Here is a 25,225-nt window from a genome sequence, read left to right as displayed (position 1 = left end):
GATCAGACGGTAACCGGCTCAAGGTCAACAGCCTGAGGCACGTAGACGGGATCGGTCGCCACGAACTGCGAGTAGAGCAGCGGCTTGGCCGCCTCGACGGACAACCCGGTCACTGCGCCCGCATAGTCGGCCACGTACAGCCGACCCGCGTCGGAATCCACTGCGACACAAGATGGCCGAGCATCGAGCTTCACCTTGTTGACGATCTTGAGCGTGAGGGTGCACAGCACCGTGACGTTGTCGTAGTCGACGATGTACGCACGGGTCTTGTCCGCGCTGACGGTCATCTGCGTCGGAGCACCGATGCCCAGTTCGGCCATGCCGGTGATGCGGCCGTTGGTCAGGTCGACCACCTTGACCGTCCCGCCGCTGATGCGGTCGGAGGTCAGGACATAGGCGACACGGTCGGCGATGGCGATATCGCGGATCGGTGATCCGATCGACACCGTGCCCCGAACCCGCGCGGTTTCGGCATCCACCACGACGAGCGCGCTGCCGCGATCATCGGTGGTGGCAACGTACAGGCGCTTACCCGCCGGATCGACCTGAAGAGCATCGATGCCGATACCGGCGCCGGTCGCGATGTCAATGGTGCTCACCCGCTCGGCCGTCGTGTCGACGACCACAACGTCGGCGGCACCGTCACCGGTGCGGGCCGCGTACACGCGCTTGCCGTCCGGGCTGGCGGCGAGAGCCGTGACGGTGAAGGCCATTGAGTACGTGGCGACCACGGTTCGCGTGACAGTGTCGACCACGGTGATGGCGTCGCAGCTCGACGAGGAGGTGCTGACGTAGGCCCGGCCGTCGGCGACGACGACCGCGAACGGCTCACCCGGCACCTCGACGACGCCGGCCACGGCCAGGGTGCCCGCACGCAGCAGCGACACGGTGTCGTCGGCGTGGTGGGTGGCCACGATGGTGCCGTCGTCCGTGGCGGCGATGTCCGCGATGGCGCCACGCTGGACGTCGACCGCACTCACCTGGGTGACATCCGCGCTCAGGTGGGTCCCGTCCGTCACATCTGCCACAGGAGCGTTCTTGGGCATCAAAAAGTTAGCCATAAATATCGGTACCTCCGCCGGTTTGACGAGCTCCGGCTGTCGTTTCACGTCTTCATGCGTCCCACTGGGGCGCGATCTGTGTTGAGTCTAGCGATCAAAATCAATGCTTCGGAGCGGCGCAAATGGCGGTCGATGACAATGCGCGGAAACCTCTCAGACACCGCTTAGGAAACTATTCGTTATCCACTCGTTATATCTCCTTGGCTATCACAATCGTGGCTTTAAACAGCCATAATGCTTGCTCGGCAACTCTCATGTGCCGATCTGGATAGTTTGCACCGGTAACGACTTCTTAGTTTTCAAACGGAAATTGAGCGGTAAATCACAGCAGGACACGACAGCAAACTCGGCCGAGATCTCGTCAACGCTCCCACTGGCTCCGAACCGACACTTGTCGCGGTCCGGAAAGCCCGGAAACCGTGTTCGCTGGACCAGCGCTTTCAAGCCTGCGCGTAGACCTGCGGAGCGACGCCTGCGGCGCAATCGCCGAACTGCATCTGCACGTGGGTGCCGTCCGGCATCGGGGAAATCGTGGTCTGGTCGGACAGGGCGCGCATCAACGGGATGCCGCGCCCCCTGGTGTTCGGCTGGCTTTCGGGATCCACGTGCCGCCAGGTCCCGCGATCCGAGACGTCAACAAGCAATGTGCCCCGCGCGCCGTCGTAGCGGACCTGCAGAGTCATCGTGCCCTGCTGGCCTCGGTAGGCGAATTCGGCCGCGTTGGTCAACGCCTCGTTCACCGCCAGCAAGACATCGTTGAGCCGGTCGGGGTCTAGCGTGAGATGAGTCCGCAGCCACTGCGACAACTCGCGCCGCATCCTGGCCACGGTGAGTGCATCGGCGTTGTCGACTCGGACGAACTCAGAGTCCGCAGCGCTCGTAGCAAAAATCTGATCGGTCATGATGCCCAACGGATACCCCGCTGGGCGCTCAGTCATTCAGTGAGGTTCTCCACAGCATCGTCCAGTGAGGAGAACAGATCAATCAGGTCGGCGATGCCGGTGATCTTCAGCGGCCTGCTCGTGGCTGACCCGTCGGCGACCACGGCGAACCGCGTCTCCGTCCCGCCCGTCTGGTTGTGCGCCTCCATCAGCACCTGCATGCCGGCCGAGCCGAGGAAGTCGACGTTGGTGAGGTCGACGATCAATCCGGCGGGGTTTTGCGCCAGCGCGGACTGGACAGCGTCCCTCAGCTGGGGTGCCGTGAGCATGTCGAGTTCGCCCGAGGCGGCGACAATCGCCACCCGGTCGACCCACTTCTCCGTGCAAAGCTGTTCTTCCAAGCCTCACCTCTTGTTACGCGACCGGCAGATGCGGTCGGAGCTTATCTCGCGAGGCTGCAGTCTGAACCCGCGCCGCAGGCTAGCGAGTAAATCACACCGAAGCATCGGCGGACATTGCTTGTCCTGGTCAGGGCACAGGATATAGGACGTGGGGTCGGGACCTGCAACTTGCCTGCTCTGGCCGTGCTTGTGGCGACGCGACGACCGGAAATTGACTGGTTCGTCGATTCAGGGCTGCGAACGCGGCGCGCCGGACACGCGACGGTCGCCGCCGTTGCGGTGCTGCCAGAGCCGGTAAACGTCGACGGCATCCTCCCGCGGCTCGTAGCGCATCGGGAGACGACGCTGCTCCCACGACTTGGCGAACTCCGGATAGAACGTGTCGAGCTCGAAGTATTTTGCGGTCGTCGACGTAGTGCGGTTCGTAGGCGTCGCGGGTGGTCAGAAAGACCACTTCGTCGGGCGAGCAGTAGTACAACGCGCCGAGGCACATCGGGCACGGATGCGCCAAGACGTAGATGGTGGCGCCGACCAAGTGCTCAGTACCGAGACGCACACATGCGTCACGGATGGCCAGGATCTCGGCATGTGCGGTGGGGTCGTGGCTTTGCGCGACGAGATTCGGGCTCTCGGCGAGGATCTCGCCATCCCTGACGATCACGGTGGCGAACGGTCTGCCGCCGGCGGTGACGTTGTTTCGAGCGATGTCGATCGTGCGCTGAACGTAGTCGGCCACGGTCTCCGAATATAGCCCTCTGATTGGCAGGATCAGCGGCGCAAATCGGGTGACATCCGCTCTCGCAGCGAGTCGTATATCGGTGGCGATTTCGTCAGCTCCGCGACGAGAACCGCGGCGGCGGTGGCCGCGAGCATCGGGATGCCCACAGCCGTCGTCGCCGTCATTTCCATGACGAGCACCACGGCCGTAACGGGGGCGCGCACCGTCGCGCCGAAGAACGCTGCCATGCCGACCAGCGCCATCGGGACGGCCAGGCCGCTCGTGTCGCCGGGCCATACGGCGCCGAAGACGCCGACGAACAGCAGTCCCCACAGCGCACCGACCGCCAGCAGCGGCGCGAACAGACCGCCCGGCACGGCTGCCGAATACGAGAGCGGGCCCGCGACGAGACGCACCAGCAGCAGTCCGAGTACGACCGGGAAGACAATGCTCTGCCCGCTCAGAATCAACTGCGTCAGGCTGTCGCCGCCACCGACGGACTCCGGATAGATGAACATCGCCATCCCGATGACGGCGCCGATCAGAGCAGCCTTGGCGACCGCCGGAATGCGCCGGACGCCCCCGACGCGGTCGAGGAACCACAGCAACAGCCGGTTGTACCCGGCGCCCAGACATCCCGTGAGCAGACCGAAAACCACGAACAGCGGCAGCCACGCCAGGGCCGGCGCCGCGAGCGCTTCGACATGGAAGTCCGGTTCGTTCCCGAGCATGAGGCGCATGCATCCGACCGCCGAGGCGGCCGCGAACAAGGTGGCCAGCACCGTCTGCAGCCGGAACGATTTCGTGACCTCTTCGAGCGCGAACATCGTGCCTCCGACGGGCGCGTTGAACGCGACCGCGAGCCCGGCTCCGCCCACGGCGGTCTGCATCATCCGGACGTCGGCATCCGAAAGCCGGGCCCGCCGCGCCGATTCCGCGCCGATCGCCGCCCCCATGTGGACCGTCGGACCTTCGCGGCCCAGCACCAGGCCGGCCCCCATCGACAGCACGCCGCCGATGAACTTCGCCGGCAGAAGCAGAATCAGCGGCGGCTCGGCCTCACCCCGATAGACGGCTTCCACGTGCTGAATTCCGCTGCCGGCGGCCAGGGGTACCCACCGCACGATCAGCGCGGCGAGCGTCGCACCGAGCGCCGCAAAAGCGATGGGCACCAGCCATCCCGGACCCGGCAGCCCATGTGCCCAATCGACGAGTTCGACGCGTGACCGGTCCGCGGTCTCCAGGCACCAGCGGAAGGCTCCGCCGATGAAGCCGATGGCCACGCCGGCCACGACGGCGGTCAGACAGACGAGGATCGATCCGCGCCGTTGCACGCCCGTGCATCCTCCTTCTGCGAACAAACCCCGTCGATTGAAGGTCAGTTTCGCAGATCGGGACGCGCATCGTTGCGGCGCCGCGTAGGTCGAATGCGACCTAAGGTGATGCTCGGCCAACGCGTACTTCGACGGATGGGATCAAGGGATGGCGGCAATGGTGTTTCGACGGTGCGGCGTTCTCGCGTTGACTGCCGCGCTGATGTTCGTCGCCGGATGCGGCCAGGACTCGGCATCGCAGGACGGGGCGACCACCGAGACGCCGGATCCACCCGCCGCTAAGCAGGTGGACGCCGCTGTGGCACAGCGGCTCGATGACGCCATCACCAAGGCGATGGACCAGACCGGGGTGCCCGGCTCGATTGTCGGAATCTGGGGCCCGGACGGTGAATACGTCCGCGCGTTCGGCGTCGCCGACCGGGCCGGCGGCGCACCGATGCAGACGGACTTTTATCACCGAATCGGGAGCCAGACAAAGACTTTCACTGTCACCGGCGTCCTACAGCTGGCCGATCAGGGCAAGCTCGGGCTCGACGATCCCATCGCCGAGTTCGTCGACGGAGTGCCCGAGGGCGACAAGATCACGCTGCGACAACTGGCGCGGATGCAGAGCGGCTTGGCGAACTTCTCGGATTCAGTCGACTTCCAGCAGGCGCTGTTCGCCGACCCGTACCGGAACTTCACGCCGCAGGAACTTCTCGACTACGCGTTCGCCGAACCCGTGAAGTTCTCACCCGGCGAGGGCTTTCTGTACTGCAACACCAACACCGTCCTGTTGGGTCTGGTCGTGGAGAAGGTCAGCGGACAGTCATTGCCGGACTACATCCGCGACCACATCACGACCCCATTGGGCATGAGCCACACCAGCTTTCCGACGACCAACGCGTTCCCTGATCCGCACGCGCAGGGTTACACCACTCAGGACCCGGACAATTCGGAAGTGGTGGCCACCGACTGGAACCCGTCCTGGGCGTGGGCCGCGGGCGCGATGATCTCGACCCTCGATGACATGCACATCTGGGCGCCCGCACTGGCGACCGGAAAGCTGTTGACGCCGGAGATGCAGGCGCAGCGCCTGCAGACCGTCACCACCCCGGGGATGCCGGCCGAAGACGGATATGGCGTCGGGCTATTCAAGCTGGGCGGCTGGATCGGACACAACGGCAGCCTGCCCGGCTATCAGACCGTCTCGGTCTACCTGCCGCAAAAGCAGACGTCGCTGGTGATCTTCACCAACACCGACATCGCCTCCAACGGGCAGGAGCCGAGCACGCAGGTGGCCAAGGCCATCACCGAGATCATCAGCCCGGAGAACATCTACACCATGGGCGATGCGGTGCAGCCGCCCGACATCACGTCACCGCCGGCGCCGACGACCACCAAGCCGCGGTAGTCGTGGAGCTTCCAAGAAATTTCCAAGAACCGCCGCGCAATCTTTCATCAGCAAGTGCGGGGACCTAACCCGACGAGGCCCCCGCACTTGCCACATCCGCCGGCATCGGCGCAGTCAGCATCGCGGCCAGCATGGCGACGATCTCCTCTGCTGTTGCGGCATCCTCACCGGCCTGAGCCGCACGCTCTCGCTCGGCAAGAAGGGTGAACATGGTCGTGGCAATTGCTTTGACTCGTCGCGCACGCGCCGCACGATCGACGGTCGGAATGGCCTTGGCCAGCCGTTCGAGGACCCTCGGCCACACCGGCCCCTGGGACTCGTCGACGTCGGCGCGCAGGTGCATCGATGCCGCCTGCAGAAACCTGGCGTAGTACGGGCTGCCGACGCCGACGAATGGAAGCACCATGATCCGCAACCACGCCCGGACGTCATCGCGGGCGTCACCCTCCAACTCATCGACCATCTGCGCGCGCTCCCGCTCCATCGGCTCGAGCCGGCGCCGAACGATCGCATCGATGAGGTCCTGGCGATTCCGGAAGTGATAGTTGACCGCGGAGTTGTTTCGCTGCCCCGCCGCCACCGCGATGTCTCGCAACGGCACTTGGATGCCGCGCTCGGCGATCAGCCGTTCGGCCGCGTCCAGAATGTCGGCCCTGGCGCGTTCACCACGGTTCATTCGATAGATCATAAGAACTGGACTGCGATTAAGCGAATGTGCTTAAATTGGTGTCGGCCGACAGTTCCGGAGAGGTGACTCCATGACCCCGACGCACGAGATTCGTGAGATCGACGCGGGCACGCCCATGCAACGGTTCGCCCGCGGCTGGCACTGCGTCGGATTGGCCGAGGACTTCCGTGACGGAAAGCCTCACGGCATCAACGCATTCGGCACCCGTCTCGTCGTATTCGCGGATAGCGAAGGTGCACTCAAAGTTCTTGATGGCTACTGCAGGCACATGGGTGGCGACCTGTCGCAGGGCACCATCAAGGGCGATGAGGTGGCGTGCCCGTTCCACGACTGGCGCTGGGGCGGGGACGGAAAGTGCAAGCTGGTGCCGTACGCGAAGCGCACGCCGCGGCTGGCCCGGACCAGGCGCTGGCTGACGGGCGAGGTCAACGGCCAGCTGCTGGTCTGGCATGACCCCGAGGGTTCGACGCCGCCGGCGGAGCTCTTCCCGCCGACGATCGACGGCTACGACGACGGGTTGTGGTCGCCGTGGTCGTGGAATTCGATTCACATCGAAGGGTCGCACTGCCGCGAAATCGTCGACAACAACGTCGACATGGCGCACTTCTTCTACATCCACCACGCCTACCCCACGTACTTCAAGAACGTCATCGAGGGACACACGGCGTCGCAATTCATGGAATCCAAAGCTCGCCCGGACTACACCAAGAACTACGAGAATCTTTGGGAGGGAACCAAACTCCGTTCCGAGGCGACGTACTTCGGCCCGGCGTACATGATCAACTGGCTGCACAACGACGTCGCGCCGGACTTCACCATCGAGGTGGCGTTGATCAACTGCCACTACCCGGTGACACACAACTCGTTCGTGCTGCAGTGGGGTGTCGCCGTGCAGGCGGTGCCGGGACTACCCGCCGACAAAGCGACCAAACTGGCTGCGGCGATGAGCCGTTCATTCGGTGAGGGCTTTCTCCAGGATGTCGAAATCTGGAAGCACAAGACGCGCATCGAGAACCCGCTGCTGACCGAAGAGGACGGCGCGGTGTATCAGCACCGGCGGTGGTACGAGCAGTTCTACGTCGACGCGGCCGACGTGACACCCGACATGACCGACCGCTTCGAGATCGAGGTGGACACCACGCATGCCAACGAAATTTGGCAGGGCGAGGTAGCCCAGAACCTCACCGCTTTGACGCCGAGCTGATCACTCGACGACGAAAACCGGGATCTGCCGCGACGTCTTGGTCTGGTATTCGGCGTACGGCGGGTAGGCCTCGACGGCCAGCTTCCACCAGTGCTCGCGTTCGGCACCCTCGAGTTCGCGTGCGGTCATCGTCGAAACCTTGTCGCCGTCCTGGACCGTCACCTCAGGGTGCGCCTTGACGTTGAAGTACCAGAACGGGTGTTTCGGATCGCCACCCTTCGACGCGACCATGGCGTACTTGCCACCCTCTTCGACACGCATCAGCGGCACATAGCGCTTGGCGCCGGTCTTCGCTCCAGTCGTGGTGAACAGGACGACCGGGCGGTCGAGGATCTCGACGCCATCGGTGGTGCCCTGCTCCAGAATGCGTTCGGTCTGTTCGCGCACCCAATCGGTGGGGCTCAGCTTCGCTTCATCGGTCACGAGCCGTTCAACGTCATGGCGGCTTCGATATTCCGTCCCGACACGCAACGGACCTGCCCCGTAATCGAAATTGTCGTGTTGATGCGCGGTAATGTCGTGATCAGGGATGAATTCACAAAACCACTGAAAGCGGGGAGAACCATGGGCGCCACCCACCGATTCACGCGACGACTGACCATCTCAGGCGGCATCGCGGCAGTGGCGGCGGCACCGCTGGTCGCGGCGGTCCTCGTCGCACCCGCCAGCCAATCCACGTACCTCGGCCAATGTTCGAGCGGCGAAGAGGGAGACGCCTACACCGGGCAGTGCGTTCCTTATCTCGTCCCCAACTCCCCAGGCGGCAATCCCGCCGCCGCCCCTGCCGGCAACGCGGCTTCGAGTGCCTGCCCGGCCGGGGTGAGCGGCTCGGAGTGCGCGATCCAGCCCCCGGCGAATTCAGGACCCAACATGCCCGCGAACCCTCCGCCACAACAGCCTGAGCAGGAGCTCGCAGACGTGGTCACGCCTGGCTACTGACCTTCTGATCCGGACGGCGCCCGCTACGTCGTAGGACGAGAACTATTGCGGCGGAGCCGGTTTCGACGCCGGGTAGAAGATGCGGCATTAAGGCGCCAGATGGGACTGGTCCGGTGACACCGATACCGTCGGAGCGGGCCCGGGCAGCGGTCCGATGGGCCCGGGCGTCGAGACTCCGGCATGAGCTGGCGGCATGTCATCTGCGATGGGCGCCGACAGCTGCTCGGGCGATTCGGGTTCAGCCGGATCAGCGGTAGCCGCCGCTTCTGTCGCAGCATCGGCCGCCCAAAGCGTCTGGAGCTTGTGGGCGACCAATGTCGCTCCCTCGGTGGCCATACCCACGTCGGCGTAGCGGCTGTGGATGCCGAAGCTCTTGCCGTCAGGGTCGCATACGAGGTCGTCCTCGACGCACAGGTCGATGGTCTTGTCGACGTAGCTTGGGCCGATAACGATCTGCGGGTCGTTGATCGCCCGCATGAATCGCGCCGAGGGCTTTCCGAACAGCGCGACCGCGGCGACGTGGTCGGCCACGTCGAGCGGCATCGGCGTAGGCACTGTCTCAGCCGAAACCCCGTCGGGCACAACGTTCGCGGTGACAAAACCCATCACGGCCGCCCCTTGGGAGAACCCGCCGAGCACCATCTTGGTGTCCGGACACGTCGCAGCCGTGGCGAGAATGTTCGCGCGCGCATCGCTGATGCCGTCGACAGCAGTTCGAAAGTCAGTCGTGGCCGGGTAGTTCACCGGATACACGTCGACCGACTTGCCGGCGACCTGGGATTGCAACGAGTTGACGAATGCATCCCCGGTCGGGCCGACGCCGGGCTGCTCCGTGGTACCGCGGGCGAATATCACCTTCGCGTCGGGACACGCCGCCGCCTGCGCGAACGGTGGCGGAGCACCCTGCAGCAATACTGCCGCAGCCATCACCGCACCAACTACCCCAATAGTCTCAACTGCCCCCATGGGCCAATGCTGACACGGGACCAAGCAATAGACATCTCGAGCACAGAAATACACAGATAATCGCCAATATTTAATTGGCAGTTTAGAAATGCGCAAACATCGCTGAGCGCGTCACCGTCAAGTAAGTCCGCCTTCGGCAGCGAAGAGCTGCAGCGCGGCGAACGATCCCGATCAGAGGCTGGATTGTAATTAGCGGAGTCACGTCCTGGGCACGGCGCGACTATTTGTCGTCGGCCCATCGTGGAGACGGTCAGCAATTTCCATCGAACGCGCCGTCCACGCGTGATTCGCATGTCAATGCAGTACAGGCTGCTAGTCCCGCAAATGGGACACCACTCCTATAGATGACAGCTATCTATGTAAGCCGTCTTATCGACGCCTGGGTTCAATGTCTTACGACAGGCCGCAAAAGTTTGCCAACAGCACTTCTGACTGTTACGTTCCGAGCACTTTGCAGCGAAGCATCTGACGCGAGGAACACTGGCAATGGCTAAGCACAGATCGAAGCGGGCCTATCCGTTCGCCAAGAAGGCCTCGATGGTGGGTGGCGCCGCGGTGACCGCGACCGCGATGACACTGGGCCTCGCGCCTCCGGCGTCCGCAGCATTGCTCGACACGCCTTCTCCGACAGACTCGATCCCCGAGATCCCAGGGATCAACGTCATTACGACCGGATCGCCATTCGGACTGCTGAGCATCTTCGGCGACGACCCGTTCTGGGTCCCAGCACTGCCGTCGCGAATCGCCGACGAGATCAACGGCACGTCCTATCTCCCTGGCGGCGATTTGGACATCCCCGTGACGGTCCCCAACCCCGCGTACGACCCGAAATGCACAGACACCAGAATCTGTCCGCCCGAGACGATCACGGGCAGCCTCGATCTCGATCTGGTCAGTCTCCGCATTCCGATGGTCATCGCGTTCGGCCTCGGTGCGCTCGCCACCGGAATGGCCTACCCGCAAGTCGAGGCCGACCTACCGAATCAACCGGGCGGGACGGGTCCCAACGCCGAGCCGGGATCGAGCGTCACAATCGTGCCGATGCTGCTCGTGCTCAATCCCGGTCGCAACGACGGCGGCGTCGCGGCACGGTTCGCGTTCCTTTTCGAGAGGTTTGGGATCGACACCGCAACTAATGATTTCGATGTACAAACGGACGGCAACGCAGTGCTGGTGCCCGTCAAGGTCGATGTCGGTTTACAGAACGACCCGCTGTCCGACTTCGCGGCGTGGCCCAACCCAGTCACCCTGCTCAACAACGCGGCAGCGTTGGTCTTCCCGACGTACATCCTGCGCGGCTCCGATCTCGAGGGCGTCGGGCTGCAGACCCTGAATCCGTTGGTGGCCAATCTGGTCGGGAATTTCGGATCCGCGATCATCGGCGAAGGTCTGACCGTCGATCTTCCCGGCGCACTGCCGAATATCGACCTGTCGAGGGAGGAATCCATCCTCACGCTCGACCCCGTTCTGACCAGCTTGCTGGGTGACATGTTCCCGGGCATCGATATCGAGATCCCCAACGGCCCTGAGCTGGCCGACCAGTACGAGTCGCTCAACCAGTACTACACAATCGAGAACGGCGCGCAGCCCATGCTCGAACCCTTCCGCTACCCGACCGACCTATTGAGCGTCCTCAGTGGCCAGACCATCACCAACCCGTTCGCGGACGCTGTCGAGCCCGCGATCGCCATGCTGGGAAATCTCGGGTACACCAACGTCGTTCAGTACGGCGACGATCCAGACGACTTCCGCGACGACTACCAGCGCGACTTCGGTGACAACTTCGGCGGAAACGGCGGGGAAGCCATGCCGTTCTTCAGCTTCCCGGAGAACATCGAATGGGAAGCGGTGCCTGGGGACTTCGCACGCGCGTTGAGCGGCGGGATCGAGGACGCGTTCTTCTACGGCGGGATCCCGGGTCTCAACAATCCGCCACCGTCACAACGCGCCAATCCCGCGGCCCTGCTTGCCGATCTCCTTGAACAAATCATCGGGCCAATCAGCCTGAGCAGTCTCACCGACGTGAGTTCCCTGAAACATGCGGGCGATGTGCTCGACGCGATCGACGCGGTCGGGGGCAGCGCCGGCAATCTGGCCACCCCGCTCGCCGCGAACCCGCTGCCCGAACAGAACACGGAGAAGCGGGCTGTCGACGCTGCCGAGAGGACAGCGTCGCCCACACCGCCGCCGAGTGACACCTCCGGGAATGCCGTCTCGGTCCCCCCGCTCGCGACCGAGGACGTCCCGCAGACGCAGCGTCCACAGTTGAACATCTGGCGGGGAACCATGCACCCGTCGACCGGCAGTGGCGGATCCACCACAGGCGTCGGGTCGCCACGCCCCGGCTCGATACGGGACGCGATCAGCGACACCCGGCAGCAGATCCGCAGCTCCGTTCGATCCTTCGCAGGCAACGTCGGCGACGTCACAAGGAATATCGCCAAGGTGGCGACGGGCGGCAGGCCCGGCGGCGCCGGGGACACCTCCGGGGACGCGGATGCGGAGTGATGACGAGCGCCACCGAGGAACGCGCGAAGTTGCGCACCGCCGTCCGTCGCGTGCGATACTCGCCGGATAGCTAACGACTGGCGAGCAACGCCACCTCACCTCAGTGGAGAAACCGTGCTCCAAGCCACGTCCGAGCAACTGGCTCCGCTGTCGCGCATGGAGCGCTTCGCCTTCCGCTTCGCGGACATCTTCAACCGTCGATTCGGACTGTTCGCGCGCTTCTGGAACCGCACATTCATGGTGGTGGTGCTGCAAATCACGGCAGCGCGTCGTATCCGCGCGTACGGCCTCGAGCGCATCGCGGGCCTCAACGGTTCCGATCGAGTGGTGATGGTGGCGAATCACCGGTCTTTCTTCGACTACTTCACCGTCATGCACATCATCTTCCAGTCGACTCAGCTGTCCAGCCGCATCCTGTTCCCGGTCCGGTCGGCGTTCTTCTACGACAACCCCGCCGGCGTCGCCGTCAACTTCCTGATGAGTGGCATGGCGATGTTTCCGCCTGTCCTGCGCGATCCCGCGAAGCGCACGTTCAACCAGTACGCCGTCGCGCGCATCGTCTCAGAACTCCAGGTGCCCGGCAGGCTGGTCGGCTTCCATCCCGAGGGCACGAGGCAGCGCGGCGGCGATCCGTACCAATTCCTGCCCGTGCGCCCCGGCGTCGGCGAAGTCATCCAACGCGCGGGGGCGGGAGTGAAGGTGTTGCCGATCTTCGTCCTCGGCATCGACAACGATCTCCTACGAGAGACGTACCGGAATTGGCTCCGCCGCGACGAGTACCCCGTCGATGTCGTGTTCGGCGATCCCGTGGATGCTGCCGACCTACGCTGGAAAACAGACGATCCCGAGGCACACCTTGCCATCGCGAACCGGTGTGCAGACATGGTCGCGGCGCTGGGCGAGTACCAGCGCACACACGGTCGAGCGGTCTATCGCCCGGATTGACCAGCGCGAAGCACGGCGATCAACACACTGAACCCAACAGACAGCGCGAAGATGGCGAGTATCAGGTGGCGCAATCCATAGTCAGAGACGACGAACGCGACCGATTGAAGTACACCTGCGAAGACGGCGATCGCCGCGAAGAGCACGGCAGCGATCCGCAACGACTTGGACGACACCTACCAGCATAGGCACGCTCTACGCGACCGCGAGTCCGTCCTCCGCGCAAGGTGTTCCGGCCATCGCAAGGTCGATGGCGGCGCTGACAGCATGCGATGCCTCCTGAGGCCGCATGTGCCCTGCGAACGGAAGGTGCGTGTGCACGGCACCGGCGATCGATGCGGCGAGGCCGCGCTCGGCGAGCCTGCCCGCCGCCGTTGCGATCAGGACGAGCCCACTCGGCTCGACCGGTCGATCGGCAGCGGGACGTCCGAGGTACTCCAGCGCCGTCATGTCGCCCATCGAATGACCGGCGAGCGTCAACGCACAAGCTGCGCAACGCGCAATGTCGCATTTCTGCGCATTGTCCTCAGGGAGGTGGTCTACTCCTCGTCGGGCAAGGGGTGGCGGGTGCGGTCGTCGCGAGCCGGGACTCCGTTGCGTCCGCCTTCGTCTTGGGCGTAGAGACCGACGACATGGGCGATCACCCCGCCGCTGAGCGCCAGCACGTCACGGTCGATGTTCTCGATCGTGTCCTCGGCGGTGTGGTAATTCGGGTCGCACTGCTGATCGGCGGTACCGCCCCACAGTTCGACCTGCTCTGGCGACTTGATGGTGTCGGAGCCGGTGTCGAAGTTGCCTGCCGGAATCCCCGCCAGCATGAACCCGTCGTAATCGCTGCGGCCGTCGAACGGCAGATCCTGCGGCGTCTTGCCTGCGCTCTCGACGATGTCGTCCAGGGTGCGTTCTATCCCGGGTGAGCCCTCGGGGATCAGCTGATCGTAGCCGAGCTCGAGGTCCGGCGGCAGGGACCCGTCAGCGTCGGAGGTGAAGTAGCACGTGTTGGGTGAGGCCATCATGTCGAAGTTCAGGTACAGCGCAATGTCTTTCAGTGCTTCAACGTCTAGTGATCGGACATAGTCGTATGACCCGAACAGCCCTTGTTCCTCGCCTCCCCAGAACCCGAATCGCACCGCGTTCGCCACTTCTGGCGACGGGCCCATCTGCAGCGCCGTCTCCAGCACCGTGGCCACGCCTGTTCCGTTGTCGTTGATGCCCGGGCCCTCTTTGACGCTGTCGAGGTGTGCACCGACCATGACGACGTTGTCCGTGGCTCCGGTCTTGGTCTGGGCGATTACGTTGCGTGTCTTGATCTGCTCGACTTTGGCGTCGGCGATGGCGGTCGCTGTCCCGCTTTGGGATCGGAGTTTGTCGCCGTCGGCTTTGTTCACGCTCAGCACCGGAATCTTGATCTCATCGCTCTCGTCCATGACACCGCTGAACTCCTTCTCTTCGACGTCGTTCGCGATGACGAGTGCGACGGCCCCACGTTCGGTCGCTACGCCGGCCTTGTCGGCCAGTTCGCAGTCGCCCCTGTCCACCATCACGACCGCACCTGTGACGTCCAGGTCGTTGTAGTCCCTGGCTTCACATCCCAGGTGTCCGTCCCCGGAGACCACCACAAATCGTCCCGTAGCGCCCCCTGCAGGACTGGCGCCGCTGTATTCGATGGCGTGCGCCTCGAAGGGTTTCCCGTTGACGCTCAGCGACTCCTTGTCTACGGAGAAGACGGTCATCGCAAACTCAGGTGTGTCGACATCGAACCCCTTGTCGCGCAGCATCTTAGCCACATACTCGACACTGGCGTCATAGCCGGGGGAACCGGCGACGCGGGTGCCGCCGTTGGCATCGGCGATCTTCTGGAGTTCCTCCAGATGCACCATCGTGGCATCCAGGGTGACCTTCGACTGGAGATCTTGTGCGTACTCGGCCGCGCTGCTCGCCGGCGCCACTTCCCCTTGACCGCGCCCGCAGCCACCGACGGCAACCAGTGCCGTGATTGCCGCACCCACCACGAACGCACGTCGCCCCCGATTGACCATGCCCGAATGCTAAGGGCGAGAGGTGACCCACCGCAGTCGCTTCGGCAGCTGCATCAGTCCTCGTTCATCGGGGTTTGGGTCCGGCCCACGCCGAGCAACGCCACAGCGGCGCCGAAATACCACACGGTCGCGGCGAACCCGGGCAACCAAACGGCAACGCTGCCCCGACCGTGAGCGCACTGTCGGGCAGAAAAGTGGCAGCAAGGCCTTCTGCGCGGGTGGAGTCAGGCCTCGATATCCATGTCGACCAACACTCTGCGCAGCAGCTTTCCGGTGGCGTTGCGGGGTAGCTCGTCGATGAAGACCACGTCGCGGGGCACCTTGTGCCGCGCCAGGTTGTCCTTCACATACTGCTTGACCTCTGTGCCGTCCAGCTCGGCGCCGGGCTCGGAAACAATGAAGGCGCGCAACCGCTTTCCGAACTCCACGTCATCGACCCCGACCACGGCCACCTCGGCGATGTCGTCGCGCTCTTCCAGCAGATTCTCGACTTCCTGTGGGAAGACGTTCTCGCCGCCGGACACGATCATGTCGTCGTCGCGGCCGTCCACGAACAGCAGTCCGCTCTCGGTGAAATGACCCATGTCGCCGCTTGACATGTAGCCGTCGAGGATCTGCTTGTTGCGACCATCGGTGTATCCGGAGAACGGTGCCCCGTTGCGGATGAAGATCCGGCCGCGGCGATTGGCACCCTCGACCCGTTGGTCGTGCTCGTCGTACAACACCACCTCACAGGTCACTGGAGCGCGGCCCGCGGTGCCGGGGGCCGCGCGCAGTTCGGCAGGGGTTGCGACCGTGGCGATGGCACATTCGGTGGAGCCGTACATGTTGTACAGCACGTCGCCGAAGGTGTCCTGGACGCGGTTGGACAGGTCGGGGCTCAACGCCGACCCGGCGATCAGGATCACCTTCAACGATGACGTGTCGTACTTGGCGATGACGTCGGGCGGTAGCTCGACCATCCGGTGCAGCATCGTCGGGACCGCGACGAGCATGTCGGCCCTGTGGTCGGCGATGAGCTTCAACGTGTTCTCCGCCTTGAAGCGTCGGGCTGTCACGACTTTGTTGCCCAGGGCCGCACCGACGGTGTAGGTGGCCCATCCGGTGCTGTGGAAGATGGGCGACACGATGACCATGGTTCCCTTGCGCGGGAACGGGATTCGGTCGACGATCTGGGCGGTCGCAAGCGGGGAGACCGCCTCACGAGGCGCACCCTTGGGCAGGCCGGTCGTCCCGCTGGTGAGGATCACCGACCCGCCCGCCTTACTCGGCGGAGGCAGCGGGGCCGTGGAGTTCGCCGCGATGATGTCGTCGAGCATCTGCGCCCCGGCGGGCACGTCTGCACCGTCGTCCACCCACGTCAGCACACGCGGCAGATCGGGGGGAAGCGCGTCGAGCAGACCGAGGAACTCACTGTCGTGCAGCACAACGGTCACATGCTCGCGTTCGCACACCTCGGCGAACTGGGGCTTGGCGAAGCCGGTGTTCATCAGCACCATCCGAGCGCCGACCTTGCCGCACGCGGCCATGGTGATGACGAGTCCTCGGTGGTCGCGGCACAGCACGCCGACGACCGAGCCCGCGGAGACGCCGAGTCTCTGTAACCCGTGCGCCAGGGCCCAGGACTGATCGTCGACCTGCTTATAGGTCAGCGTCCCGCGCTCGTCGACAACCGCCGGCAGGTTCGCGTACTTGCGTCCACCCTGGATGGCCATCGTGGCCTGCGGGCCGTAGACGCGAGCGAGCTTAGCGGTCTCGGCGCCGCCGCGAAGGTCCGTGAGGTCGATGATTCCGGTGTCGATGAGCCGTTTGGCCGCCCTTCCCGCCTCGGACACGTGCTGCAACCTCTGCCGAATGCCGCTCAGCACATCAGCCATCGGGCCTCCTCACCATGTGTTTTGCGAGCACAGTAACAGGCACAAGTTAATGTCGAATCTGTACCTGCACGGCGAATGCCAAGCGCCGAGTCAGAGGTGGGGCTCGCTCTCGCGTCCGGCGACCAGGCCCATCGACTCCGCGTTGGCGATGACGTGCTCCCAACCGATGACGGCGGCGCCGATGACGGCGACCGCGGTCGCGAAGACGGCGATCGAGGCCACCGAATGCACCATCTCGTTACTGATGAGGAGGACGCCGGTCAGTATGGCGCCGAAAGCTGCGGCGAGTGCCGTGCGCCGCACTGCCATCGAGTTGGTCATAGGACCACTGTGCGTTCGCCGCCTGAGTAAATCCGAAGCGTTTTGTAGGGAAATCCTCTGAAACTTTCCAGGTTGGACGACGCATCGACGTCACACCGCTGCGCGAGCGTGAGCTAACCGCGACCGCACAAAACCGACCCACGAGCGGGATTCTGGCAAATGCGGTTCAGCAGTGTGATTGGCTGGCCGTTGCTATCGTTGGCCAATCCCGCAACCTGGGGGTTTACGTGGAGCGACCGAGAGTTCGGCTGATCGCGTGGATTGGCGCGATCTACCTTCTCGGTTACGCGTCGTGGCTAATGTTCGGCTGGGGCGGCCCTGGCGTGCTCACCGTTGTCAGCGATCTGGGCGCTCTGGTGGCCGAGGCCTTGGCGGTCGTCTGCGTCCTGCTGGCCGTCGCGTCCACCTCGGGCCGGCAGCGCACGGCGTGGGTAGCCCTGGCAGCCGGGCTGGCCAGCTGGTTCGTCGGCGACGCGATCTGGGCGATCTATGAGCTCGAACTCGAGGCGGAGGTGCCGTTCCCGTCACTGGCCGATCTGGGCTATCTGTCGTTTTACGTCTGCGCGCTCTTCGTGCTGGTGGTGCTGCCGACCGGCAATGCTCGCGTCACGGTCGCCCGGTTGTTCCTCGACGGGCTCCTGTTGGCGGTGTCGTTCTTCGCGCTGGCGTGGGTGTCGGGTCTGGACGACGTCGTAGCGGCGGGTGGAACGGATCCGTTGTCGTTCGCGCTGTCGCTGTTCTACCCGCTGGCTGACGTGGCGTTGTTCACGATGGCGGCGCTCATGCTGTCCCGTGCCGGCCCGGACCAACGGGTCACGATCAGTCTGCTGGCGGCCGGCATCGCGGCGGTGGCCATCGCCGACAGCGTGTACGTGTACCTCAGCATCAACGGCGCTTACCTGAGCGGCAACTACATCGACATCCTGTGGACGGGCGGGGTGATGCTGATGGCCGCTGCCGCGCTGGTGGCGGCTCAGGCGCGCTGGCATGTCGTCGATTCACACGACGCAACGCGGGTGGCGGTGTGGGTGCCGTACGTGCCGCTGCTGGTCGCGGTCGTCCCCAGCGTGTGGTACCTGTTCGGCGGTAAGAACACCGGCCCGGTATTTGCAGCGTTGCTGCTGTTGATGGCAACAGTGTTGGTGCGGCAGGTGCTGTTCGTGGCCGAAAATCGGCGGCTGCTGGACACGGTCACCGATCAGGCACTGCGCGATCCACTGACGTCGTTGGCCAACCGAGTGCTGTTCGGCGACCGGCTGGCGCACGCCGTGGCCATGCACGCGCGCGACGGTCGCGACGTCGCCGTGCTCTCACTGGATTTGGACGACTTCAAACTGATCAATGACAGCCTGGGTCATCCCGTGGGCGACGCAGTGTTGATCGAGGCCGCGGAGCGTCTACAGCGCAGCGTGCGTACCGGCGACACCGTGGCGCGGCTCGGCGGCGACCAGTTCGCGGTACTGCTCGAAGGCGGCGTCGAGCCGGCCATGACTGCGGCCGAACGCATCCTGGAGGTGTTCGACACCGAATTCTCGGTCGGCGATCAGTCGATCGACGTGCGGCCGAGCGCCGGACTGGCGGAGCTGAACCGGACCGTCACGACTGGGTTGACGTCCGAGGAGTTGCTCAAGCGGGCCAATGTGGCACTGTACTCGGCCAAGCGCACCCGTACCGGGGGGATCGCGACGTTCAACGAGGACATGAAGCTGGTTGACAGCGAGGAGATAGGACCGCCGTGCAGCGCCGGTGCTCACGACGCACGGGTGGGCGGCATGCGGCTGTTGAGCGAATTACGCACGGCGATAAGCGATGGCGCCCTGTCTGCCGAGTACCAACCGAAGTTCCACATGGTCACCGGGCGGATCATTGGTGTGGAGGCTTTGGTGCGCTGGCCGCATCCACGGTTGGGCACCCTGCTGCCGGACCAGTTCCTGCCGATCGCACGACAGAACGGGTTGATGGGAGCACTGACAGAGCTGGTACTGCACCGAGCGGCCGACGACGCCGTCGCATGGCACGCGATGGGATTCCCAGTTCCGTTCGCCATCAACCTTTTTCCGCCGTCACTGAACGAGCTCAGCCTGGCGTCGACGGTCGCCGGGGTGATGGCCGACCGCCATCTTCCGTTCGATCACGTGACAGTGGAGATCACCGAGGAACTGGTGCTGAGTAATCCGGAGCGTGCGCGTGAGGTCCTGATTCGGTTGCACGAATTCGGCATTCAAGTCGCCCTCGATGATTTCGGAAGTGGCTACTCGGCTTTGAACTACCTGATCCAGTTGCCCATCGACGAGCTCAAACTCGACCGGAACCTGGTCGCACCGATCTCGGAGGATCCACCCGCGGCGATAATCGTCCGCAAAGTCATCGAGTTGACACGGGAACTGGGCATGGTGTGCGTCGCCGAGGGTGTCGAGAACTCAGCGACCGCGGACCTGCTCATCAGCTACGGCTGTGAGGTCGCGCAGGGCTACTACTACAGCCCGCCGGTGACGGCTGACGCGCTGCAACGCATGTTGTCTGCGCAGCGCACGCCGATAGCCGAGCGGGCGACAACACTGGCCGCGCACGCACAATTCGACGAGCGCTCGATACAGCCGTAACAGCTCCGGTTGACTACTTGGCCACTGGCGATGTTGGTGACCACACCGGTCACGCAGGCCGCGTCACACACAGAGAGTTCAGAAGGTGTTCCGATCCCACGTCTGCCGGCCGACAGAAATGTTCGCTGGGATCGATCACATCGATCTGCACACCTGATGCGTGGATTGCGTGCTGTTTGAATGCACGGGCCGCGGAACCCAGAACGCGAGAGAGAGCATCACCGTCAGCAGCATCGTGCGCGCGCGCGTCGACGAATACGACCTCGGCAACCTGCCTCTTCACGGCGTACTCAACGCACTCCTTCACCCGGTTATTCGCCGCGTGAAGGCCCGTCGTGATGACGAGAACCTTTGGCAAAGACGCATCCTGATTCAGCAGCGTTTGGAGGTCACCGCATCGCGCGCCGACGATATCGATTGCGCGCGAACAGATAACGTCCGGTGCGTACACCGTCACATCCCACCCAGCTGCCGCCCAGTCAAATATGGAGCCGCCGGCGCATTGCACCGCGTCCGAGGCGCTCTGCGCCATGACGCCCAAGGCGTATCTGACCGCTGAATCAGCTATGCACCGCATTCTGCTACGAGGATCTGCCACCGGTCATTATCGTCGCCATCCGCTCGCGCATCTCGCCATACGTGAGCGCCTGCGTACCCGGCTTGGGGATGCGACCGGCATCAACTTTGGGGGTCGACAAATCCATGTCCGCGACTTCTGCGCGCAGCGCAGCGACGGTGCACTTATCCCGGCCGAGCCGTTCGACGCCGGTATAGCCAAACGCGTTCGCCGCGTTTCGCCAGCAGATTGCCTCGATTTCATCGGGACTGCACCCCTCGAGCTCCTTCGCGAGTTGTTCCGGGGCATCAGGCCAACTCGAGTCCGAATGCGGGTAATCCATTTCCCAGCAGATGGTCTCGACGCCGATACGGTGCCGGTTCTCGATGCCAACCCGGTCACGGATGAAGCAGGACAGGAAGTTTCGACGAAAGACGTCGGTAGGGGTGTTGCCATCTCCGAGGTCGTCACCGGTCCATGCACGCTGCCGACCATAGATATCCTCGAATCGCTCCAGTAGGAACGGAATCCACCCGATACCGCCCTCCGACAGAGCGAACTTGATGGTCGGGAACTCCTTGACGACGCGGGAGAACAGAAGGTCAGCGGTGAACCGTCCGGTGTCCAAAACCAGCATCGAATTGTAGGCGAGATAGCTGGTCTGATCCGAGGGCACCGGCATTCCTCCGCCCGTCCCGATGTGGATGTTGACCACCGTGTTGTTCTCACAAATGGCTTCCCACAAGACGTCCCAGTGGGGGTCCTGCCATGGCGGTTGGCCGTAATTGCCGACGTGCTGGGGCACCGTAACCGCGCGGCACCCGAGCGACGCGAGCCGCCGTACTTCGCTTGCGGATTTGACCGGATCCCACAGCGGAAGGATTCCCATCGCGATGAAGCGGTCGGGATGTGCGCCGCACCAATCCTCGATATGCCAGTCGTTGTAGGCCTTGACCATCACCGCCGAGACTTCACGGTCGCCCCGATAGGTGAACAACGCACCCGAGATGGTTGGAAACGAGGGGAAGCACACCGAGGCGAGCACTCCACTGGCGTTCATGTCTTCGACTCGGGCATCCACGTCGTAGCAGCCCTTACGCATGTCCTCGAACCGAGAGGGCTCGAAGCCCCACTCATCGTTGGGACGGCCCGCGACCGCATTCAATCCGATGTTGGGCAGCTTCATACCGTCATACACCCAGGCCACCGAGCCGTCGGCGTCTTCGACTATGCGCGGCGCGTCGTCCACATAACGTGCGGGGACCCGCTTGGCGAACATATCCGGCGGCTCGACTGTGTGGTCATCCACGCTGATCAAGACCAGATCGGCCGGATCGACCATCACAGAGTCCCTCCATACACGGACATCCGCGCAGCCACGTCATCCACCGGGCCGCATAGTCGTTGAATGAGCTGACAATACATTCAGACAGATTATGTTCTATTGCGCCAAATGACAACTACATTGCCCCACGCTGTCCGCTTGTCGAAAAAGCCGTCCAATCAGCGTTTGTGGTGAGGCCGTCATCCTCGCAGTCGTCACGAGCGAGCGGGCCAATAAGGTAATGGGCTGAACAGATATTGTTCTAGTGTTCTACCCATGGCCACTCTCTCCGTCCGCGCCCGGCTCGACTCGGCGACGCTGCCTCCGGCGAAAATGCTCATCGACGGGCATTGGGTCGACGGCGCCCTCGACACGAAGACGACCTTCCTTCGCTGAACCCAAAAGTGGCTGTCAAACGGTCGGTCGTCATGCTCGCCGGAGCAGCATCATCGTCGTACCGCTGTTGGCGCCGCCGACGCCGCATGCGGTGAGGTCGGCGTCGTCGACCTGTCGAGCACCACCGTCACCGCGTACCTGGACGCACGCCTCGTGTAAGTGGCCGAAGCCGTGCAGCCGGCCGCCCGACAGTTGGCCGCCTGCGGTGTTGATCGGCAGCTCGCCGCCCAGCGAGAAGCGCGTCGGATCGGCGACCCACTCCCCCGATTCGCCGTATTCGCAGAATCCGAAATCCTCGAGGAAGCACAGCACGAACACGCTGAAACCGTCATAGAGCGACGCATAGTCGACATCACTAGGCGTGAAGTCGGTCCTGTCCCAGATGGTCGACCACCGAGAGTTCAGCCGACCGATGTCCTGGCCGCCTTCAAAGAGGAAGCGGTCATGGTGGGCGCAATCGAGAGCCTCGACGACGACGCCCGGATGGTCGAGGGCCGACGCGTGTTCGGCGCGCGACACCACGAATGCCGTTGCGCCGTCGCAGGCGATGTCGCAGTCGTACATACACAGCGGGTCAGACACCATACGAGCATCGAGATAGGTGTCGAGGTCGATCGGCTCGCTGTAGACCGCCTTGGGATTCAGTTTGGCGTGCGCCCGTTCGACGATCGCGATCTGACCCAGTTGTTCCCTGGTGAGCCCGAATCGGTGTATGCGGGAACGGATCTGGAGGGCAGCGAGGTTGGCCGCCGCCGCCCCGTATGGCAATTGCCATCCCAACTGACCCGTCGCCCGTGATCCCGCAGCCACCCCGTAGCCGCGACGACGGTCAGCACCTTGTGCCGTTCCCTCCCAGATGCTTCGCCAACACAACACGTGATTGGCCATCCCTCCGGCCACAGCGAGCATGGCGTCGACGACGGCGCCGAGCTGGCCGGGGTATTCGACGCCGCCGGCCACCCAGTTCGGCCGAATACCAAGAGCATCGTGGATCTCGCGCAGCCCCGCTCCCGAGAATCCTTTCCCTGCCATTGACGCACCAGGGTAGGTGGTGAGGCCGTCGATGTCGGCCAGCGTCAACCCCGCATCCTCGACCGCCGCCAGACACGCATCGACGGTGAGCTGCAACGGGTCCCGGCCGAGACGACGCCCGATGTCGGACTGGCCGATGCCGCTGATGATGACATCGCTGGTCAGACGCGAGTGCATCAGCGGTCCGGAGCAAACAGGGGAAGATGAACGGCGTCCCCTTCTGTGCCGTCGTCACCACGCTGGAAGGTCACCCGCACCGGCATGCCGACGACGACATCGTCTGGAGCGACGTCGACGAGGTTGGTCAGCACGCGCGCCCGTGGATCTTCGACCGGGTTGACGAAGGCGATGACATAGGGCGTAGGGATCCCTGGGAAGAACGGATGGTGGTTGACCGTCCAGGACTCCACTGTCCCACGACCCGACATCGCCACCCATTCCGGTGTGGCGTGGTCGAATTGGCAACGCAGCGCGGGGGGATGAATGATGCGCTCGCAATCGGGGCACCGTTGCAACCGCCACACCCCCTCGGCGCCCGACGTCCAGTACGGACGGTTGAGCGCAGACAACGCGGGTAGCGGTCGGCCGCTGGGTGCCCGATCGTCAGGCACCGGGCACCGCGTCGTCGGCCGCGTCGTCGACACCGAAGATAAAGCGATCGGCAATCGTGTGTTCGTTGCGGATCGACATTTCCTGCGCGGTGTTGAGCCACAGGCCGTCGAAACCGTTGGAATGCATGCCGGCGTGGATTGCTCCGATGTTCTTGAGGTCCTGGGTCGGAAGTTCCCCCCACCCGTCATGGTCCTGCCAGCGTTCGAATTCCAGCCAACTGGTCTCGGGGACCTCGCCGGGCGCGAAGTGCTCCAATGAGAACATCTCGAACACGCACCGGTTCGGGTCGTCGGCGTCCGGCAGCATCCGATATCCGAGGATGCACGATTTCTCGACCAGGATCACCAGAGTTGGAAATACGTGCCAGTCTCCATTGCCCGCGAAGTACTGCTCCATGGTCATCTTGGGGTAATCGACACCCTCCGCGAGGGCGAGTTCCTCGCACATCTGGTGGTAGAGCACAAAGGGCGGTGTGTCGCTGGGCTCCATAGTCGCAAGCTGTTGCGCGACACGGTAATCGCGTTCGGTGGCCAGCGACCGTACTTCGAGGTAGTTGTACTGCATCGAGTTCGCGAAGACCTCCGGGCGGGCCGCCTGCTCCTTGCGCGCGCTGTCCTTGTCTCCACTGTCGGGTCGCGCCGTGTAGATGAACCGCGAGTGGTTGCGGTAGGGAATAGTCGGTGTGTAGGGCGCGTAGACGAATTCCTGAGGCGGCGCCGGTTCGGTCGACGGTCGAGGCCCCTGCGTCGCGCGCAATGTTTGCGGATGTGTGCCCGGCGTATGGTAGCCCTCGATGAAGGCGTCGATCACCGTTTTGTAATTGGCCGGCAGAAACGTGCGCTTGCGCCAGCGGAAACGCATGTCCTGCAACCGGAACGGAGCAAGCGCTGTCGGCAGGGGATCGAGCCAATCCAGCAGATCCGGCGGGTCCTCGGCCATGCTCACGAACACCCAGCCACCCCAGGTCCCTACTGCTACCGGCCGAAGCGACCACTGTTCACGAGGACGATTGAGAAACTCGTCGCGTGAGGGCACGAACGACGAGCGGCCGTCGAAAGCGTACCGCCACCCGTGAAATTCACACCGGAGCTCGCCGTCGGCGGCGCAGCCCGTTCCCCGCACGACTTTCATCCCCCGGTGCGTGCAGGCGTTGTAGAACGCTTTGATGCTCGCGTCCTTCTGCCGCACCACCATGATCGACTGCCTGCCGATCGTGTACTCGTAGTAGTTGCCGGGTTCGGGAATCTCTTCCTCGCGGCAGGCGGGTTGCCACACCTGCGTGAAAAGCCGATCGAGTTCGAGCTGGAGAAACTCGGGATCGATGTAGCGGCTCTTCGGAACGAAGGTTTCACCGCAGGCGTACCGGGGTGGCACCTTCCCGGCGGAGTCCCGCGCCACGTTGTCGACAGTCGTCATCGCACATCGCC

22 protein-coding genes and 1 pseudogene are annotated in these 25,225 nt (G+C 63.9%); 6 read left to right on the top strand and 17 right to left on the bottom strand.

Annotation, left to right across the window (positions count from 1 at the left end):
• Positions 1 to 2: 2 nt before the first annotated feature.
• The 5 genes and pseudogenes from M1248_RS08820 to M1248_RS08800 form a co-directional block, all read right to left on the bottom strand.
• Entirely contained in the window at positions 3 to 1,061 is a 1,059-nt protein-coding gene (locus M1248_RS08820; protein WP_410506642.1) for a YncE family protein, read from the bottom strand.
• A 440-nt stretch (positions 1,062 to 1,501) separates the two neighbouring features.
• Positions 1,502 to 1,999, bottom strand: coding sequence for an ATP-binding protein (locus M1248_RS08815; RefSeq protein WP_232076161.1), 498 nt, complete (start codon positions 1,997 to 1,999; stop codon positions 1,502 to 1,504).
• A complete protein-coding gene (locus tag M1248_RS08810; RefSeq protein WP_163687177.1) occupies positions 1,996 to 2,343 on the bottom strand; it encodes an STAS domain-containing protein in 348 nt (115 codons plus the stop codon). Before M1248_RS08810 ends, M1248_RS08815 begins: the two co-directional genes overlap by 4 nt.
• A gap of 228 nt (positions 2,344 to 2,571) precedes the next feature.
• Positions 2,572 to 3,079 (bottom strand): annotated as a pseudogene (locus M1248_RS08805) (nucleoside deaminase).
• Positions 3,080 to 3,111: 32 nt separating this feature from the next.
• On the bottom strand, positions 3,112 to 4,395 hold the full coding sequence (locus M1248_RS08800) for a ClC family H(+)/Cl(-) exchange transporter (RefSeq protein WP_317148109.1): 1,284 nt from the start codon (positions 4,393 to 4,395) through the stop codon (positions 3,112 to 3,114).
• Positions 4,396 to 4,543: 148 nt separating this feature from the next.
• Here M1248_RS08800 and M1248_RS08795 point away from each other — a divergent pair, with 148 nt between their 5' ends.
• Positions 4,544 to 5,788, top strand: a complete 1,245-nt coding sequence (locus M1248_RS08795; RefSeq protein ID WP_163730441.1) for a serine hydrolase domain-containing protein — start codon at positions 4,544 to 4,546, stop codon at positions 5,786 to 5,788.
• A gap of 64 nt (positions 5,789 to 5,852) precedes the next feature.
• Here M1248_RS08795 and M1248_RS08790 read toward each other — a convergent pair whose 3' ends face one another.
• The gene (locus M1248_RS08790) at positions 5,853 to 6,464 is read right to left on the bottom strand and encodes a TetR/AcrR family transcriptional regulator (RefSeq protein ID WP_163730442.1); all 612 of its coding nucleotides are present in this window, start codon (positions 6,462 to 6,464) and stop codon (positions 5,853 to 5,855) included.
• Between the two features lie 82 nt (positions 6,465 to 6,546).
• Between M1248_RS08790 and M1248_RS08785 the strand changes: the two genes are divergently transcribed.
• Positions 6,547 to 7,680: a Rieske 2Fe-2S domain-containing protein gene (locus tag M1248_RS08785; RefSeq protein WP_163730443.1), complete on the top strand. Its 1,134-nt coding sequence runs from the start codon at positions 6,547 to 6,549 to the stop codon at positions 7,678 to 7,680.
• Here the strand turns inward: M1248_RS08785 and M1248_RS08780 are convergent, their stop codons facing one another.
• Positions 7,681 to 8,103 carry a nitroreductase family deazaflavin-dependent oxidoreductase gene (locus M1248_RS08780; RefSeq protein WP_163730444.1) on the bottom strand — a complete coding sequence of 141 codons (423 nt, stop codon included), beginning with the start codon at positions 8,101 to 8,103 and terminating at the stop codon, positions 7,681 to 7,683. It lies immediately after the preceding gene.
• A gap of 141 nt (positions 8,104 to 8,244) precedes the next feature.
• Here M1248_RS08780 and M1248_RS08775 point away from each other — a divergent pair, with 141 nt between their 5' ends.
• Positions 8,245 to 8,619, top strand: a complete 375-nt coding sequence (locus tag M1248_RS08775; protein ID WP_163730445.1) for a hypothetical protein — start codon at positions 8,245 to 8,247, stop codon at positions 8,617 to 8,619.
• 87 nt (positions 8,620 to 8,706) lie between these two features.
• Here M1248_RS08775 and M1248_RS08770 read toward each other — a convergent pair whose 3' ends face one another.
• Entirely contained in the window at positions 8,707 to 9,585 is an 879-nt protein-coding gene (locus M1248_RS08770) for a cutinase family protein (RefSeq protein WP_317148108.1), read from the bottom strand.
• A gap of 486 nt (positions 9,586 to 10,071) precedes the next feature.
• On the opposite strand from M1248_RS08770, the gene M1248_RS08765 reads away from it, so the two are divergent.
• Both M1248_RS08765 and M1248_RS08760 read left to right on the top strand, forming a co-directional pair.
• A complete protein-coding gene (locus M1248_RS08765; protein ID WP_163730447.1) occupies positions 10,072 to 12,093 on the top strand; it encodes a hypothetical protein in 2,022 nt (673 codons plus the stop codon).
• Between the two features lie 114 nt (positions 12,094 to 12,207).
• The gene (locus tag M1248_RS08760) at positions 12,208 to 13,038 is read left to right on the top strand and encodes a lysophospholipid acyltransferase family protein (RefSeq protein ID WP_163730448.1); all 831 of its coding nucleotides are present in this window, start codon (positions 12,208 to 12,210) and stop codon (positions 13,036 to 13,038) included.
• A 195-nt stretch (positions 13,039 to 13,233) separates the two neighbouring features.
• Here M1248_RS08760 and M1248_RS08755 read toward each other — a convergent pair whose 3' ends face one another.
• The 4 genes from M1248_RS08755 to M1248_RS08740 all read right to left on the bottom strand — a co-directional run bounded on the left by M1248_RS08755 (position 13,234) and on the right by M1248_RS08740 (position 17,275).
• Entirely contained in the window at positions 13,234 to 13,488 is a 255-nt protein-coding gene (locus tag M1248_RS08755) for a hypothetical protein (protein ID WP_317148107.1), read from the bottom strand.
• An 89-nt stretch (positions 13,489 to 13,577) separates the two neighbouring features.
• The gene (locus M1248_RS08750) at positions 13,578 to 15,077 is read right to left on the bottom strand and encodes a M28 family peptidase (protein ID WP_317148106.1); all 1,500 of its coding nucleotides are present in this window, start codon (positions 15,075 to 15,077) and stop codon (positions 13,578 to 13,580) included.
• A 224-nt stretch (positions 15,078 to 15,301) separates the two neighbouring features.
• Positions 15,302 to 16,954, bottom strand: a complete 1,653-nt coding sequence (locus tag M1248_RS08745; protein ID WP_317148105.1) for an acyl-CoA synthetase — start codon at positions 16,952 to 16,954, stop codon at positions 15,302 to 15,304.
• A 90-nt stretch (positions 16,955 to 17,044) separates the two neighbouring features.
• On the bottom strand, positions 17,045 to 17,275 hold the full coding sequence (locus M1248_RS08740) for a hypothetical protein (protein WP_163730451.1): 231 nt from the start codon (positions 17,273 to 17,275) through the stop codon (positions 17,045 to 17,047).
• Between the two features lie 227 nt (positions 17,276 to 17,502).
• Between M1248_RS08740 and M1248_RS08735 the strand changes: the two genes are divergently transcribed.
• Entirely contained in the window at positions 17,503 to 19,878 is a 2,376-nt protein-coding gene (locus M1248_RS08735) for a bifunctional diguanylate cyclase/phosphodiesterase (protein WP_317148104.1), read from the top strand.
• A 49-nt stretch (positions 19,879 to 19,927) separates the two neighbouring features.
• On the opposite strand, the gene M1248_RS08730 is transcribed toward M1248_RS08735, so the two are convergent.
• The 5 genes from M1248_RS08730 to M1248_RS08710 all read right to left on the bottom strand — a co-directional run bounded on the left by M1248_RS08730 (position 19,928) and on the right by M1248_RS08710 (position 25,214).
• Positions 19,928 to 20,410, bottom strand: a complete 483-nt coding sequence (locus M1248_RS08730) for a hypothetical protein (protein WP_163730453.1) — start codon at positions 20,408 to 20,410, stop codon at positions 19,928 to 19,930.
• A gap of 49 nt (positions 20,411 to 20,459) precedes the next feature.
• Positions 20,460 to 21,776, bottom strand: coding sequence for an amidohydrolase family protein (locus M1248_RS08725; protein ID WP_317148157.1), 1,317 nt, complete (start codon positions 21,774 to 21,776; stop codon positions 20,460 to 20,462).
• 408 nt (positions 21,777 to 22,184) lie between these two features.
• A complete protein-coding gene (locus tag M1248_RS08720; RefSeq protein ID WP_317148103.1) occupies positions 22,185 to 23,363 on the bottom strand; it encodes a thiolase family protein in 1,179 nt (392 codons plus the stop codon).
• Positions 23,363 to 23,797 carry a Zn-ribbon domain-containing OB-fold protein gene (locus M1248_RS08715; protein WP_163730457.1) on the bottom strand — a complete coding sequence of 145 codons (435 nt, stop codon included), beginning with the start codon at positions 23,795 to 23,797 and terminating at the stop codon, positions 23,363 to 23,365. The genes M1248_RS08720 and M1248_RS08715 overlap by 1 nt, the downstream gene beginning before the upstream one ends.
• Entirely contained in the window at positions 23,790 to 25,214 is a 1,425-nt protein-coding gene (locus tag M1248_RS08710) for an aromatic ring-hydroxylating dioxygenase subunit alpha (protein WP_317148102.1), read from the bottom strand. The genes M1248_RS08715 and M1248_RS08710 overlap by 8 nt, the downstream gene beginning before the upstream one ends.
• Positions 25,215 to 25,225: the final 11 nt, after the last annotated feature.

The organism is Mycobacterium sp. 29Ha (assembly GCF_032883055.1).
GTDB lineage: Bacteria > Actinomycetota > Actinomycetes > Mycobacteriales > Mycobacteriaceae > Mycobacterium > Mycobacterium gallinarum.
Note: the sequence above shows the minus strand (reverse complement) of the source record. Positions and strands in the feature narration are given on the sequence as shown.